This is a genomic window from Caulobacter sp. GW821-FHT10C03 (genome assembly GCF_059415485.1).
The window spans coordinates 1-14,311 of the sequence record NZ_JBWKNI010000002.1; the positions used below are offsets into that span (position 1 = coordinate 1).

Consider the following 14,311-nt stretch of genomic DNA (forward strand, 5'->3'; position numbering starts at 1 on the left):
GACCGAGGGGAAAACCTCAGTCGCGTATCTGGTTTGCATAGTTTCTTGACGAGTTCCCATCACACAATGACCAAGCCCTAAAGCTCAGCCACCGTATAAATGGTGTCTTCAAGAGACCGCATTCGTCAGCGTCTATTGCGCCATCCCGAAGGATGACCGCCAGAGCGCCGCCGCCTGCGTTTCTCTTTCCAAATCAACAATGTCAAAGACCCGAACACACCTTCCGGTGAGCCCATCGTTTAGCGCCCGATGTCGGCGGAGGCGGCTATCTATCCAACCTCGAATTCCGTGTCAAATCGTTTTTTCAAAACTTTCTGACCCGATGCCGAACCAGGGAAGAACCCCGGACCAGCGAGCTGGCAGCTTCTAAAGAAACCACCAAACCCTGTCAAGCAATTCTTTCCAAGAAAGTCTTGCCCGACTTCTTCGCTTCAACTTCCGAATTCTTGCGAACTCTTCCATCTCTGCGACTGGGTGGGCGCTTCTAGTGAAGCAATCCTGCCCAGTCAACCAACTCTTTTCATCATCTTCCGAAGAACCGAAGCTCCCCAGAAAGCAACAAAAGCGCTCCCTCCCGAAGACCAAAAGGTCGTCGGCAATCCAGCTGCCCGAGTCGATTGAGGCCGCGGAACTTAGCGATGAGATCCGACCGAAGCAAGGGCCTTTCGGCCTCGTTTCGAGCGTCTTCGTCAGCGCCGTTCCGAGCGAGGGGCGCATATAGGCGCGTGACGAAAGGATGACAAGCGTGAATCCGCACGCCCCTTCCAGGACCCGCGCAAGACCTGGGGATGACGCCACGCGGGGCCGCGCCAGGCGGTCTCCACGCCCCCTCTATAGAGAGCTCGATGCAGAGCCAGGCCGGCTCCGCGCCTTGAACCGCCGCCGCCCCATCGCCACTTCCTGGAGACGTTGCGGAATCGGGGCGCCGCTCCAGGGCCCCGGACCTCCGCGAACGAAGTCGCTTGAAGCGAAGGACTTCGCATGACCCGGACGATCCTGTTCGACAGCCCCTTTCTCCTGGGCTTCGAACACACCCGAGATTTGATCGAGCGCGCCGCCAAGGCCGCCGGCGAGAGCTATCCGCCCTATAATGTCGAGCAGACCGACGAGGGGGTGCGCATCACCCTGGCCGTGGCCGGCTTCTCGCCCGACCAGTTGCAGGTCACCGTCGAGGGCGGCCAGTTGGTCGTCGCCGGCCGTCGCGACGGCGACGGCAAGGGCGAGATCGACCGCGCCTACCTGCACCGGGGAATCGCCGCCCGCGGCTTCCTGCGCACCTTCGTGCTGGCGGAAGGCATGGAGGTCTCGGCCGCCACCCTCGAACACGGCCTGCTGCACGTCGACGTCGCCCGCCCGCCGCCCGAACGGCTGGTCAAGAAAATCCCCATCCGCTCGCAGGGCTGAGGCCCTTCGCAATCGCCCTTCCGAAGCTCGGCTGAACCGCAGGGCCTTCGGGGCGTTCCCCTATCGAAGGAGGTGGTCACATGACGCCCAATTCGCACACGCCGTTCTTCTCGACCGAGGCCTTCGCCGCGCTGGGCGCGCCCGACCTCGTCTATGTGCGCCCGATCAAGGCGGCCGAAATCCTCGCCGACGCCCCCGAGGGCGTGGAAGACTTCGATCTGGCCCCCGACCAGACGCTCTATGCGGTGTGCAGGGCCGACGGGGCCCGCCTGGCGGTGCTGACCGACCGCGACGCGGCCGTGGCGGCCGCCCTGGCCCACGAACTGGCGCCGGTCTCGGTGCACTAGACCTTCGGACCGGAAGACGGCCCAAACGAAAAGGGCGGCGGATCCTGCGATCCGCCGCCCTTCTTCTTTTATGCGACTACCGACCTCAGTTGAGGTTGGCGGCCGGCGCCTGCTGCTGGCGGAACATGGTGATGGCGATCAGGCGATCCCAACCGACCAGCGACACCAGGTGCGCGTAGATCTGGGCCAGGGCGCCCGTCGACTGCAGTTCCTTCAGCTTCTCGATCGGCAGAGCGTTCAGCTTGTCTTCCGAGACGCCGTAGTACTCGGCCACGACCTGCGGCTCGGCCGGCTGGCCGTCGGCGCCCTGCGGGGTGAAGGTGGCCTTCTTCAGTTCGAAGAGGTCGTTGTCCTTCAGCAGCTGCACGAACGAGTCGGTGCGGCGGCGTTCGACTTCGAAGTCGTCGCAGAACTTGATGCAGTTCTGGGTGTATTCGGTCGGCTCGCCCTTGGCGTCGAACAGCGGGGTCTCGCCGCCTTCGGCCAGCAGGTTCGAACCGCGGTCGATGCAGACGATCATCCGGCCCTGAGCGTCGTCATTGGCCAGCACGAACGGATAGCGGCGGACATAGGCCGGGATGTAGACGCCGACTTCGGTCGAGCCGTCGGCGTGGATGAACAGGTTCTCGCCCTGGTTCAGGCCCATCACGGCCAGCGGAACGCGCTCGTCGCCGGCGAAGATGATCGGATAGGACAGGCCCGCGGGGCCGAATTCCGTGACCGTCAGCGGCACGGCGGTGCCGGCGGCGGCGAAGCCGTAGGGCTTGTCCCGGTGGACCAGGCCCAGCGCGCCATGCTGCTCGCGGTTAAGCGGCTCGGGCGTCGAGTAGAAGAGAACGTTGCCGGTGATGCCGCCGGCGGACTGGGTCGTTTCCATAAGAAGCTCTACAGAAGGGCTAAGAAGAACGGACGCTCTATCGCTTAGGCGGCCTTTGGTGGTCAGCGCTTCTAGCCGATCTGCGATATCCCGGCAATCGACACCTCCGGAGAGGGAATCGCCGTCCCGACCCTCGCCTGGCGAGCGAAGGCCGGGACCCGGGCCGGCCTAGAACTTCCAGGCGATCCCGGTACGGATCGAACGGCCCGGCGACGGGGCGATGTCCTTCAGGAACGAGGCGTGCTCGCGCACCTCCTCATCGGTCAGGTTGCGGCCTTCGAGGAACAGGCGCAGCGGCTCGTCGGCGAAGGGCTTCACCGTCACCTTCAGGTTCACCACCGTATAGGCGTCGGTCGGCAGCTCGTAGGTCGCCACGCGGTCCTGTTCGGCGACATGGCGCACTTCCAGCTCGCTCTCGACGCGCGAGACGGTCCAGATCGCCCGGCCGGTCACCGACCACGGCGGGATGCGGGCCGGCGCGCCCAGGTCGGTGGAGCCGCGCACATAGTCGGCCACGCCTTCCAGGCGCACGGCCTGCTCGCCAGAGCGCCAGGCGTTCCAGCCCACCTCCAGCTCGGCGCCGTGGAACTTGGCGCCGGTCTGGTAGTACTGGAACACCGGCAGGTTATCTTCCTCGGCGCCGGTCGGGGCTTCCTCGATGAAGTTGTCGTACCAGGCGCCCCACAGGTGGCCCTCGACGCGCAGGCGCGCGCCGGTCCAGCGATAGGTGCCCTCCAGCGAGGTGACCTTCTCGGAATCGAGGCTGTCATCGCCCTTCTCGTAGCCGCCGGTGCCCGGGTGCGGGCCGTCGGCGAACAGTTCGAACTCGGTGGGCGCGCGGCCGTTGCGCGACAGGGTCAGGGCGTAGAACTGATGCTCTGCGGGCTTGTAGAACACGCCCAGCGAGGCCGAGACGTTGTCGAAGTCGCGCTTCTGCGTCGCCGTCTCCAGCGAGCGGGTGTCGAAGCGCAGGCCCGCGTCCACGCCCCAGTCGCCGCGATCGAGGCGCTGCAGGGTGAAGACGCCGTATTCCTTGATGTCGACGCTGGGCACGAAGGCCTCGTCGCCGATCGCCTCGAAGCTGCGGCTCAGGGCCTGGAAGCCGATCGCGCCCTGGTGGCCGTCATGCTCGCGATGGACCAGCTCGACGCGGCCCTCGGTGCCGTCCGACAGGAAGCGGGTGCCGACCTCGCCGTCCTCGACGCTGACCTCGGCGTGCTCGTAGTCCGCATGCCCGATGGAGACGCGCACCTTCTCGAACCACGGATTGTCGAGCTCCTGCTCGCCGCGCAGGTCGTAGCGGGTCTGTTGCAGGTGGATCGAGACCGGGCCTTCGGCGTCCGGGTCAATGGGGGCCAGGATCTGCTCGTAGGGCACGCCGTAGGTGGTGTCGGTGCGCTTCACCGACAGGCCGAAGAAGCCGCGGTCGTGCACGTAGGAGACGCCGGCGCCATAGGCGTCCATCTCGACGTCGGTGTTGCGGACGGTCTTTTCCGGATCGACGGTCAGGCCGTCGCGGGCGGCCAGGCGCGAGGAGACCGGCGAGGTCGGCACCGAATAGTCGTCGCTGCGGCGACGGTCGGCGTCGACGGCGAAGACCAGCGGGCCGGCGTTGAACTTGGCCGCGCCGCTGACGCCCCAGCCGTCATCGACGGACGAGGCCGAGGCGGCGATGCGGCCTTCGACGCCGTTCTCGGCGCGGCTGGCGGGCACGCGATCGTCGATCATGTTGACCACGCCGCCGATGCCCGAGCCGCCATAGGCCAGGGTGGACGGGCCGCGCAGCACCTCGATGCGCGAGGCCTCGGCCGGGTCGGAGGCCACGGCGTGGTCGGGCGACAGCGACGAGGCGTCGACCTGGCCGACGCCGTTCTGCAGCACCATCACCCGCGGACCGGCCAGGCCCCGGATCACCGGACGCGAGGCGCCCGGGCCGTAGAAGGTGGAGCGCAGGCCCGGCAGGCCGTTGAGCACGTCGCCGAGACCGGCCGGCGGGGCGGTGTCGAGCTTGTCGCGGGTCAGCACGTTGACGCTGCTGGTCACGGTGTCGAGCGAGACGGCGTAGGGGGCGGCGGTGACGACGACCTGCGAGACGGCGGTGTCGGTCGGGTCGGCGGCGGGATCGGCCGGGGCGGCGGCCGCATCGGCGGCCCACACGGGAGCGGCGCCCATGGTCGCGGCGGCGAGCGCGAGGAGGCTGGCGGCCGCGAAAGCGTTGCGGCGGAGCGGAAGGCGGCGGGTCATGAACGACGGATCCTGGAACTGGCCGGAGGAGCGGCTCGCTTTCTGTTATGAAATAACATATCTCGCCGTCAATCCGCTTTCGCTTGACGCGAGCACGAGGCGGCTTTCTGTGTCTTCACGACCTCAGTTCGGGCTTTCCATGATGCGTTTTTCGTCTGCGCTCCCCTTTTCGGCCGCAATCTCGGTCGCTGGCCTGCTCGCCGGCTGCGCCCAGCTGACGGGCGACGCCTCGGCCAAAGCGCCGGCAAAGACCTATGCCGAGGCCGGTGGGTCGAGCACCTGGACCAAGCCGCCGAAGGGCTACCTGACCCTGGCCGAACCGTTCGACGCGCCGGGGATAGTCGGCCCGCCGCCGACGCCGGACTCGCCGCGCGGCAAGGCCGACCGCGCCGCCTATGACGACACCCGCAAGCTGGCGGGCACGCCGGCATGGGACAAGGCGGTGGCCGACGCCGACCTGTCGGGCGCCAACGGCTTCAAGAGCTTCTCCTGCGCCGCGCGGGTGACGATCAATCCGCAGAAGACCCCGACCCTGGCCAACCTGCTGCTGCGCATGACCGACGACGCCGGGACCATCTATCGCCCGGCCAAGCAGGCCTTCTCGCGGCCTCGCCCGCCGGTGGGCAACACCAAGCCGATCTGCGTGCCGCGCGAGAGCTGGATCCAGACCGAGGGCTCCTATCCGTCCGGCCACGCGCTGGTCGGCTGGTCGTGGGGCCTCGTCCTGGCCGAGCTCGTGCCCGACCGCGCCGCCCAGATCACAGCCAGGGGCCGGGAGTTCGGCGACAGCCGGGTGATCTGCGGCGTCCACTTCCCCAGCGACCTGGAGGCCGGCCGCCTGCTGGGCGGGGTGATGGTGGCGCGGCTGCACGCCGACCCGGCCTTCGAGGCCGATTTGGAGAGGGCCAAGGCAGAGATCGCCGCGTCAAAGGCCGAGGGCCCGCCCACCGGCTGCGGCGGCTGACAAATCGTCCCAAGGACGCGCGACAGACCTATACAACTTTGAGCTTGAGCCCCCTTCGGCGGGGCGCCACCCTGGCGCCCTTTCGGGGGAGGGCTGAATGTTCCAGACCATGCGACGCGGCGCGGCCTGCGCCTTGTCGGTCATTGCCTTGAGCGGTTGCGCCATATTCGCGCCGCCCGACGATCCCGTCCTCGATGCGAAGATCACCACCGCCTACGAAGGCGTGGCCAAGCTGGCGGCCGAGGGCGAGATGGGCCTCTACGCCGACAAGGCCACCTATGCCGGCGCGATCGCGACCTATGCCGACATCCAGGCCGCCCTGGCGGTCGCCGCCGTGCGCGCGGGCAGCCAGCCCTACGCCGCCCGCCCCGCCCAGAAGGCCATCGCCGCGGAAGTGTCGCTGATCCAGGGCTGCAGCGCCCAGGTCAAGGGCCTGGCCCAGCTGCACCAGATGGCCGGGATCATCCCCAACACCGGCGCGACCACCGCCATGATGGTCAGCTGCGACCAGGCGGCCAAGGCCGTCACCGCCATGAAGCCGAGGTAGCCCCGATGTCGATCGACTTTTCCACCCTGCAGGTCGACAACGCCGACGAACTGGCGACCGTGCTGGAACAGCAGCTGGGCGCCACGGCCACCGACTGGTGGAACGCCAACAAGAGCGTCGTGCCGGGCTATCTGCGCAGCCTGGCCGAGGCCGCGATCCAGACCCGCACCGCCCTGGCCAACCACCAGATCACGCCGGAAGCCGCCGACCTGATCCTTCACAACCAGGAACTGGCCTTCAACCAGACCCTGCAGTTCACCAAGTTCATGACCCTGGTGCTGAGCCAGACCCTGTTGAACACCGTGTTCCAGGTGGTCGGCTGGGTGATCTACAACAGGACCGGCATCAACCTGGCCCCGAACCTGGTGCAGCCGGCGGGCGGCGGGACCACGGCGACCAGCTAGCCCTTCGGCGGGTCGCAGCGGCCGTACATCTCGTCCAGGCCCTTCAGGTATTCGGCCATCGGCTGCAGGCCCAGGGCCGCGCGCCGCTGCTCCAGGCCGGCCGGGTCCTCGACATCGGCCGGCATCCCATAGCGGCCGTCGACGCAGCGCGCCCGCTGGGTGGCGTAGCGCTGCGGCCGGCCCTCCTGATCGGCGATGCGGTCGTAGAGATTGGCGTAGCCGGACGGCGCGCGGCCGGTCGGAACCAGCACCTCCATCTTGGCCAGGGCCTCCTTCTGGAAGGCCAGGTCGGGCGAGTGGTTGACGATGTGGAAGGCGCCGTCGGCGGCGCGCTGGCCGACCTCCTCGGGCGTGAACCAGCCGCGCCCGGCCAGCAGCACCTTCAGCCGCTCGGTGTGCCGACGGTCGATCGGCGCGTAATATTCGGCCCAGACCGCGTCCAGCGCCTGGCGATCCTCGGGCGAGGCGGTCTTGCGCACGGCCAGGAAGGTGACGCGCGTCGCCTGGTCGACCGCGCCCATGCCGCCCAGTTCCTCGATCAGCGCCTCCCTGGCCGTCAGCGCCTGGGCCTCGACCCGCGCCTTGGCCACGGCCGGAGATTCCGCCGCCCCGGCCGACCCGGCGGCCAGCATCACGATCGCGATCAGTCCCGCACGGATCATGCCGCTTTCCTCCTCCAACCCAGACCGTGACGGTGGAGAGACCTCGAGGCGCAATCATGGCGACGCTTGTCGCGTCGGCGCGCCTTCCTGCCTAGGATCCACTGATGAGTGCCGCCGCTTCGCCCCACGCCGACTGGATCGGTGCGCTGTCCCCACTGATCGGCCGCCGGCTCGACGCGCTGATCTGGATGCCCATGATCTCGGACACTCCACAGTTGGTCGCCGAGTTCGAAGGCCCGGCCTTCAGCTTCACCGGCAGCGTGTTCCTGAGCTTCGAGGGCGCGTCGCTGATCCTGTCCTGGCGGCAGGTCAGCTACGAGATGGTGCTCGGCCATGGACCGAAGGCCAGTTGGGGCGCCCACACGCTCGACCGGGTGCGGATCGCGATGAACGGCGCCTGGACGCAGGTCGAAGGCTCGGCCCTGAAGCAGGTGGAACTGTTCACCGGGCCGACGATGGTCGATCCCGAAGGCGAGGTCATGGCCCTGCGGCTGGTCCTGGAGAGCGAGACCAGGCGCCCCCACGTCTGGATCGGCGTCGGCGGTCCCGCCGGCGTGTTCAGCATGGACGACCTGTGGGTGGCGGTGGATGTCGACCCGCCCAACCGGAGCGACCTGACCCTGCTGGCGACCGTCCCCGCCTAGGCAAAGAAAAAGCCCCGCCGTTTCCGGCGGGGCTCGATCCTATCGAAGCTTCGAAAAGCCTCAGCCGCGCTGGTCGCGCTTGGCCAGCACGCGCAGGCGCAGGGCGTTGAGCTTGATGAAGCCGCCGGCGTCGCGGTGATCGTAGGCGACCTTGCCCTCTTCGAAGGTGACGAGGTCCTGGTCGTACAGGCTGTAGGCGCTCTCGCGGCCGATGACCGTGACGTTGCCCTTGTAGAGCTTCACGCGGACGCGGCCGGTGACCTTCTCCTGACTGTAGTCGATGGCCGCCTGCAGCATCTGGCGCTCCGGCGTGAACCAGAAGCCGTTGTACACCAGCTCGGCGTACTTCGGCATCAGCTCGTCCTTCAGGTGCATGGCGCCGCGATCCAGCGTGATGCTCTCGATGCCGCGGTGAGCGGCCAGCAGGATGGTGCCGCCCGGGGTCTCGTAGACGCCGCGCGACTTCATGCCGACGAAGCGGTTCTCGACCAGGTCGAGGCGGCCGACGCCGTTGTCGCGGCCCAGCTCGTTCAGCTTGGTCAGCAGGGTCGCCGGGCTCATGGCCACGCCGTCGATGGCGACGGGGTCGCCCTTCTCGAAGTCGATGGTGATGATCGTCGGCTGGTCGGGCGCGTCTTCCGGCGCGATCGTGCGCATGTGGACGAACTCGGGGGCCTCGACCGCCGGGTCTTCCAGGACCTTACCTTCCGACGAGGAGTGCAGCAGGTTGGCGTCGACGCTGAACGGCGCCTCGCCGCGCTTGTCCTTGGCGATCTGGATTTGGTGCTTTTCCGCGAACTCCAGCAACGCTTCGCGCGACTTGAAGTCCCACTCGCGCCAGGGGGCGATCACGTGGATGTCGGGCTCGAGGCCGTAATAGCCGAGCTCAAAGCGGACCTGATCGTTGCCCTTGCCGGTGGCGCCGTGGCTGACGGCGTCGGCGCCGACCTGACGGGCGATCTCGATCTGGCGCTTGGCGATCAGCGGGCGGGCGATCGAGGTGCCGAGCAGGTACTGGCCTTCATAGACCGTGTTGGCGCGGAACATCGGGAACACGAAATCGCGCACGAACTCCTCGCGCACGTCCTCGATGAAGATGTTCTCGGGCTTCACGCCGGCGGCCAGGGCCTTGGCGCGGGCGGGCTCGATCTCTTCACCTTGGCCGAGGTCGGCGGTGAAGGTCACGACCTCGGCGCCGTACTCGGTCTGAAGCCACTTGAGGATGATCGAGGTGTCGAGACCGCCCGAATAGGCGAGCACGACCTTCTTCACGGGCTTGTCGGCCATGAGCGGGGTCCTTGTCGAAGGCGAAAACACAAAGTCGCGGGGCGTTTAGCGCGCTTTTGCGACGAGGGAAACACACGGCGGAACCGGTGTGGAACTAGAGCCGGATCTTGCCCTCTTCGGCCAGCTGGTTCAGAGCCCGGCGCACCTGGGTCAGGTGGATCACCGCCAGGATCGCCGCCAGAGTGGCGCGCAGGCCCAGCATGGTCAGCCGCAGGGTCAGATCCTCGGCCTCGCGGCTCTCGACCAGCAGGTAGAGGCTGATGGCGAAGGCCCCGGCCGGCAGCAGCACCAGGGCCGGGCCGCGCGGCAGACGCAGCAGGGTGGCGCCCTTGGGCGACCAGGCCACCGGGGTCGGCTCTCCCTTGGGGATCTTGCTCCAGGCCATGCGCGACGCCCCGGCCATGATCGACAGGGCCAGGATCCACAACACGTCGCCGATGACGCCGAGAATATCCATCTAGAAGGTCAGCCTCACGCGGTCGCTTGCCTATACGGTCACTTGGGCGCCGAGCTCGACGACGCGGCCCGGCGGGATCTTGAAGAAGTCGGTCGGATTGGCCGCGTTCTTCATCAGGAAGATGTACAGCCGATCCTGCCACAGGGGCATGCCCGAATTGGCCGACGGGACGATCGAGCGGCGGCCGAGGAAGAAGCTGGTCGCCATGATGTCGAACTTCAGCCCCTGCTGCTTGCGCAGCAGCGCCAGCGCCTTGGGCACGTTCGGGCTTTCCATGAAGCCGTAGTAGATCTCGACCTTCTTGAAGTCCTCGTTGACCTTGAAGGTCTTGATCCGCTCCTCCTCGGGCACGCGCGGCGTCTCGGCCGTGCGCACGGTCAGCACCACGTTGCGCTCGTGCAGCACCTTGTTGTGCTTGAGGTTGTGCATCAGGGCGACCGGGGTCATGTCCGGGTCGGAGGTCAGGAAGATCGCCGTGCCGGGGGCCCGGTGCGGGGCCCGGGCGCGCAGGATCTCCATCAGGTCGGCGAGCGGCACGGAATCCCGGCGGGTCTTCTCGCTGAGGATCTGGCTGCCGCGCACCCAGGTGGCCATGATCGTGAACAGGGCCGCCCCGATCAGCACCGGCAGCCAGCCGCCGGTGAAGAAGCGCAGGGCGTTGGCGCTGAGGAAGACCAGATCCAGCGTCATGAACGGGATCAGGAAGGCCAGGGCCGCCGGCAGCTGCCACTTCCACAGCTGGCGCATGACGATGAAGGCCATGGCGGTCGTGACGACCATCGTGCCGGTCACCGCCAGGCCGTAGGCGTGGGCCATGGCCGACGAGGTCTTGAAGGTGAACATCACCGCCAGCACGCCCAGCAGCAGCATGGTGTTGAGCTGCGGCACGAAGATCTGGCCCGACTGGGTCTCCGAGGTGCGGCGCACGTCCATGCGCGGCAGCAGGCCCAGCTGGATCGCCTGCTGGGTCAGCGAGAAGGCGCCGGTGATCACCGCCTGGCTGGCGATGACCGTGGCCGCGCCGGCCAGGATGACCAGCGGCAGGCGCAGGAAGTCGGGCGCCATCTCGAAGAACCAGTTCAGCTCCTGGAACGGCACGCCGGCCCGCTCGGCCGCGACCAGGGTGTTCAGCGCCAGGGCGCCCTGGCCCAGATAGTTCAGCGCCAGGCACGGCAGCACATAGAACAGCCAGGCGGCCTGGATCGGCCAGCGGCCGAAGTGGCCCATGTCGGCGGTCAGGGCCTCGGCCCCGGTGACGGTCAGGAACACCGCGCCCAGCACGATGAAGCCGGCCATGCCGTGGTGCTGCAGGAAGTGGACGGCGTAGTAGGGGTTGATGGCCCGGAACACGCCGGGGTGGTCGAACAGGTGGTAGACGCCCAGGGCCGCCATCACCGCGAACCAGACGGCGCAGACCGGGCCGAACAGCTGGCCGACCTTGGCCGTGCCGCGGCTCTGGATGAAGAACAGGCCCAGCAGCATCACCGTGGCGATCAGCAGCACCGCCTCGGTGCTGATGCCGTGCTCAAGCGCCGGGATGGTCCGCAGGCCCTCGACCGCCGACAGCACCGACATCGCCGGGGTGATCACCGCGTCGCCGTAGAACAGCGCCGCCCCGATCACGCCCAGGCCGAACACCAGGGCCGTGCGCCGGCCCATGGCCCGCTGGGCCAGGGCCATCAGCGACAGCACCCCGCCCTCGCCCTTGTTGTCGGCGCGCATGATGAACAGCACGTACTTGATCGTCACGACCAGGATCAGCGCCCACAGGGCCAGCGACACGATCCCCAGGATCTCGGCCCGGGTCACGCCGTCGGCGGCGGTGACGTGCAGCGCCTCCTTGAAGGCGTAGAGCGGGCTGGTGCCGATGTCGCCGAACACGACCCCGACGGAGCCCAGGGCGAGCGCGAACACGCCATGGCCCTTTGGACCGTGACCATTGGCGGAGCCGCCTTGTTGGGGAATGTCGCACGCCGCGACGGAGGCGTTCTCAGAGGTCGAAACGCCGGAGGCTTCGGAAGCCATTCAATCCCTCCGGGGCCGCGCCCTCGAAAATCTCGCGCGAAGCCCCATATCGATCAAGCGGGGCGCGATACACCCAATCCGATCCGGGTTCAATCGCGACCTTGGCCGCGCGCCTTTACGGTTTTTGTTTCAACGCACGCGTTCCCCCCTTACGTTCCGGACTTAGCAGAAGATCATGTCCGACAGTCAGAAGTTCCCCGTCGCCGCTCACGCCCTGGCCTATCTGGCGCACAAGGAGGCTTTCAGCCCCGACCGCGCCGTGGCCAGCGCCGAACTCGCGGCCTCCGTCCCCACCAATCCGGTGGTGGTGCGGCGCGTCACCGCCATGCTCGGCAAGGCGGGACTTATCGGCGCGCGCGCCGGCGCCAACGGCGGCGCCTGGCTGCTGAAGCCGGCGACGGACATCACCCTCGACACCGTGCTGCGAGCCGTCCACGGCTGCGCCAACCTCGGCACAGCACCCCCAGGCGTGAAGGGCTGCCCCGTCGGCGCGCGGATTCCCGACGCCGTCCGCGCGGCCCTGATCGCCGCTGACGCCGCCGCCGCCGAGCGCCTGTCGCGCATCTCGGTGGCCGACCTGCTGGCCGACCCGGCCGAGCGCGAGGCCGTGCTGCAGAGCGCCTGAAGGCGCCCTGAAAGCGGCCCGTAGAAAAACTGCACCCGAAATTGTTGCGATTACCCCTGGCGCCGTTCGAGGGCGCTATTACGTAATCGCTACCGATACAGTTCCTGTTCGGAAAACATCATTCTCCTCAGGGGACATCCGCCATGACCACCAAGGTCGCCATCGTCTATCACTCGGGCTACGGCCACACCGCCGTCCTCGCCGACAAGGTCGCCCAGGGCGTCCGCGACGCCGGCCAGACCCCGGTCCTGCTCGCCATCGAAAGCGCGAGCCAGGACTTCAAGCCGATCCTCGACGCCGTGACCGAGTCCGACGCCGTGGTGTTCGGCGCGCCGACCTACATGGGCGACGTCTCGGGCGTGTTTAAAGTCTTCGCCGACGCCTCCTCGGCCGCCTTCTTCACCGGCGCCTGGAAGGACAAGCTGGCCGCGGGCTTCACCAACTCGCACAGCTTCTCCGGCGACAAGGCCCACGCCCTGAACAGCCTGGCGATCCTGGCCGCCCAACACGGCATGAACTGGATCAACCTCGGCATCGCTCCGCCGAACGTCACCGCCGCCGAGCGTGGTCCGGAGACGATCAACCGCGTCGGCTCGTTCGTCGGCCTGGCCGCCCAGTCGGACAACGTCTCGCCGGAGCTCTCGCCCCCGGCCGGCGACCGCGAGACCGCCCGCCTGCTCGGCGTGCGCGTGGCCGAAGCCGCCGTCCGCTGGACCCGCGGCGCCCAGCCGGCGCTGGAAGAAGCCGCCTAAGCGATACCGGGCGCGCCGCCCTCCCCTCAGAGGCGCGCCCTTCGCGGAGGAACGATCGATCCCGCCCCCCACGATCGTTCCTCCGCCCCCGCTTGAACCGGCGGGTCCGGCGTGCTCGACTCCGGCGACGCTTCGTTCGCAGGACCTTTCACGACATGGCCCGCCGCCTCGCCCTGATCACCGGCGCCTCCGCCGGCATCGGGGCCGCCTTCGCCCGCATCTACGCCAGCCACGGCTATGACGTGGCCCTGACCGCCCGCCGGCTCGACCGGCTGGAGGCCCTGGCCGCCGAGATTCGCATGCGCTTCGGGGTCGAGGCCTACGCCATCGCCGCCGACCTGGCCGATCCGGCCGGCGTCGACACGGTCCTGGCCGGGATCGCCGCCGAGGGCCGCGAGATCGACGCCCTCGTGAACAACGCCGGCTACGGCCTGCCCGGCGCCTACGACAAGACCACCTGGGCCGACCAGTCGACCTTCCTGCAGGTAATGCTGACCTCGGTCTGCGCCCTGACCCACAAGGTGCTGCCGGGCATGGTCGAGCGCCGCTTCGGCCGCATCGTCAACGTCGCCTCGCTGGCGGGCCTGGCCCCCGGCTCGGCCGGCCACACCCTTTATGCGGCGACGAAAAGCTTCCTGGTGAAGTTCTCCCAGAGCCTGCACCTGGAGAACCTGTCGACCGGCGTGCACATCAGCGCCCTGTGTCCCGGCTTCACCCTGTCGGAATTCCACGACGTCAACGGCACCCGCGCCCAGGTCAGCAAGAGCCTGCCGGCCTGGATGTGGCTGGGCGCCGACGAGGTCGCCGCCGCCGGCTACGAGGCCGCCGAGGCCAACCGCCCCGTCTGCGTCACCGGCGCGCCCAACAAGGCCATCGCCGTGCTGGCCAAGATCATCCCGGACGAGTGGGCCCTGGCCCTGATCGCCAGCCAAGGCGGGAAGTTCCGGAAGGTCTAACCCCTCTCCCCTTGCGGGAGAGGGTGGCCTCCGAAGGAGGTCGGGTGAGGGGTCTCTCAGAACTCAACGCTGCGTGCGATCGTCAGGCCGGGCGGAGCGTCTCGTATTTGAGAGAC

Annotated in this window: 15 protein-coding genes; 9 read left to right on the plus strand and 6 right to left on the minus strand. The window is 68.1% G+C overall.

The genetic code is table 11. The annotated features are described in order from the left end of the window. Positions 1–981: 981 nt before the first annotated feature. Together AC07NG_RS02005 and AC07NG_RS02010 are read left to right on the plus strand one after the other, a co-directional pair. The gene (locus tag AC07NG_RS02005; protein WP_110122191.1) at positions 982–1,404 is read left to right on the plus strand and encodes an Hsp20 family protein; all 423 of its coding nucleotides are present in this window, start codon (positions 982–984) and stop codon (positions 1,402–1,404) included. Positions 1,405–1,484: 80 nt separating this feature from the next. Further along, the gene (locus tag AC07NG_RS02010) at positions 1,485–1,751 is read left to right on the plus strand and encodes a DUF1150 family protein (protein WP_110122192.1); all 267 of its coding nucleotides are present in this window, start codon (positions 1,485–1,487) and stop codon (positions 1,749–1,751) included. Between the two features lie 85 nt (positions 1,752–1,836). Here the strand turns inward: AC07NG_RS02010 and AC07NG_RS02015 are convergent, their stop codons facing one another. Continuing rightward, positions 1,837–2,628 carry a SapC family protein gene (locus AC07NG_RS02015; protein ID WP_487291191.1) on the minus strand — a complete coding sequence of 264 codons (792 nt, stop codon included), beginning with the start codon at positions 2,626–2,628 and terminating at the stop codon, positions 1,837–1,839. Between the two features lie 168 nt (positions 2,629–2,796). Then, positions 2,797–4,872, minus strand: coding sequence for a TonB-dependent receptor (locus tag AC07NG_RS02020; protein ID WP_494591848.1), 2,076 nt, complete (start codon positions 4,870–4,872; stop codon positions 2,797–2,799). A 142-nt stretch (positions 4,873–5,014) separates the two neighbouring features. On the opposite strand from AC07NG_RS02020, the gene AC07NG_RS02025 reads away from it, so the two are divergent. The 3 genes from AC07NG_RS02025 (at position 5,015) to AC07NG_RS02035 (ending at position 6,787) form a co-directional block, all read left to right on the plus strand. After that, complete coding sequence (locus AC07NG_RS02025) at positions 5,015–5,836, plus strand: acid phosphatase (protein WP_494591850.1); 822 nt, start codon at positions 5,015–5,017, stop codon at positions 5,834–5,836. Positions 5,837–5,933: 97 nt separating this feature from the next. Further along, the gene (locus AC07NG_RS02030; RefSeq protein WP_494591852.1) at positions 5,934–6,383 is read left to right on the plus strand and encodes a hypothetical protein; all 450 of its coding nucleotides are present in this window, start codon (positions 5,934–5,936) and stop codon (positions 6,381–6,383) included. A 5-nt stretch (positions 6,384–6,388) separates the two neighbouring features. After that, positions 6,389–6,787, plus strand: coding sequence for a hypothetical protein (locus AC07NG_RS02035; protein ID WP_494591854.1), 399 nt, complete (start codon positions 6,389–6,391; stop codon positions 6,785–6,787). On the opposite strand, the gene AC07NG_RS02040 is transcribed toward AC07NG_RS02035, so the two are convergent. Then, the gene (locus AC07NG_RS02040; protein ID WP_492854010.1) at positions 6,784–7,449 is read right to left on the minus strand and encodes a DUF6624 domain-containing protein; all 666 of its coding nucleotides are present in this window, start codon (positions 7,447–7,449) and stop codon (positions 6,784–6,786) included. The genes AC07NG_RS02035 and AC07NG_RS02040 overlap by 4 nt on opposite strands. 104 nt (positions 7,450–7,553) lie before the next feature. On the opposite strand from AC07NG_RS02040, the gene AC07NG_RS02045 reads away from it, so the two are divergent. Continuing rightward, entirely contained in the window at positions 7,554–8,093 is a 540-nt protein-coding gene (locus AC07NG_RS02045; RefSeq protein WP_494591857.1) for a hypothetical protein, read from the plus strand. 60 nt (positions 8,094–8,153) lie between these two features. Here the strand turns inward: AC07NG_RS02045 and AC07NG_RS02050 are convergent, their stop codons facing one another. The 3 genes from AC07NG_RS02050 to AC07NG_RS02060 all read right to left on the minus strand — a co-directional run bounded on the left by AC07NG_RS02050 (position 8,154) and on the right by AC07NG_RS02060 (position 11,862). After that, positions 8,154–9,380 carry an argininosuccinate synthase gene (locus AC07NG_RS02050; RefSeq protein WP_494591859.1) on the minus strand — a complete coding sequence of 409 codons (1,227 nt, stop codon included), beginning with the start codon at positions 9,378–9,380 and terminating at the stop codon, positions 8,154–8,156. Positions 9,381–9,474: 94 nt separating this feature from the next. Beyond that, a complete protein-coding gene (locus AC07NG_RS02055; protein WP_492854013.1) occupies positions 9,475–9,837 on the minus strand; it encodes a hypothetical protein in 363 nt (120 codons plus the stop codon). A 30-nt stretch (positions 9,838–9,867) separates the two neighbouring features. Further along, entirely contained in the window at positions 9,868–11,862 is a 1,995-nt protein-coding gene (locus AC07NG_RS02060; RefSeq protein ID WP_110122201.1) for a potassium transporter Kup, read from the minus strand. 175 nt (positions 11,863–12,037) lie between these two features. Here AC07NG_RS02060 and AC07NG_RS02065 point away from each other — a divergent pair, with 175 nt between their 5' ends. The 3 genes from AC07NG_RS02065 to AC07NG_RS02075 all read left to right on the plus strand — a co-directional run bounded on the left by AC07NG_RS02065 (position 12,038) and on the right by AC07NG_RS02075 (position 14,195). After that, complete coding sequence (locus AC07NG_RS02065) at positions 12,038–12,487, plus strand: Rrf2 family transcriptional regulator (protein WP_110133029.1); 450 nt, start codon at positions 12,038–12,040, stop codon at positions 12,485–12,487. A 143-nt stretch (positions 12,488–12,630) separates the two neighbouring features. Then, entirely contained in the window at positions 12,631–13,239 is a 609-nt protein-coding gene (locus AC07NG_RS02070) for a flavodoxin family protein (RefSeq protein ID WP_492854014.1), read from the plus strand. A 155-nt stretch (positions 13,240–13,394) separates the two neighbouring features. Further along, the gene (locus tag AC07NG_RS02075; protein ID WP_494591863.1) at positions 13,395–14,195 is read left to right on the plus strand and encodes an SDR family NAD(P)-dependent oxidoreductase; all 801 of its coding nucleotides are present in this window, start codon (positions 13,395–13,397) and stop codon (positions 14,193–14,195) included. Positions 14,196–14,311: the final 116 nt, after the last annotated feature.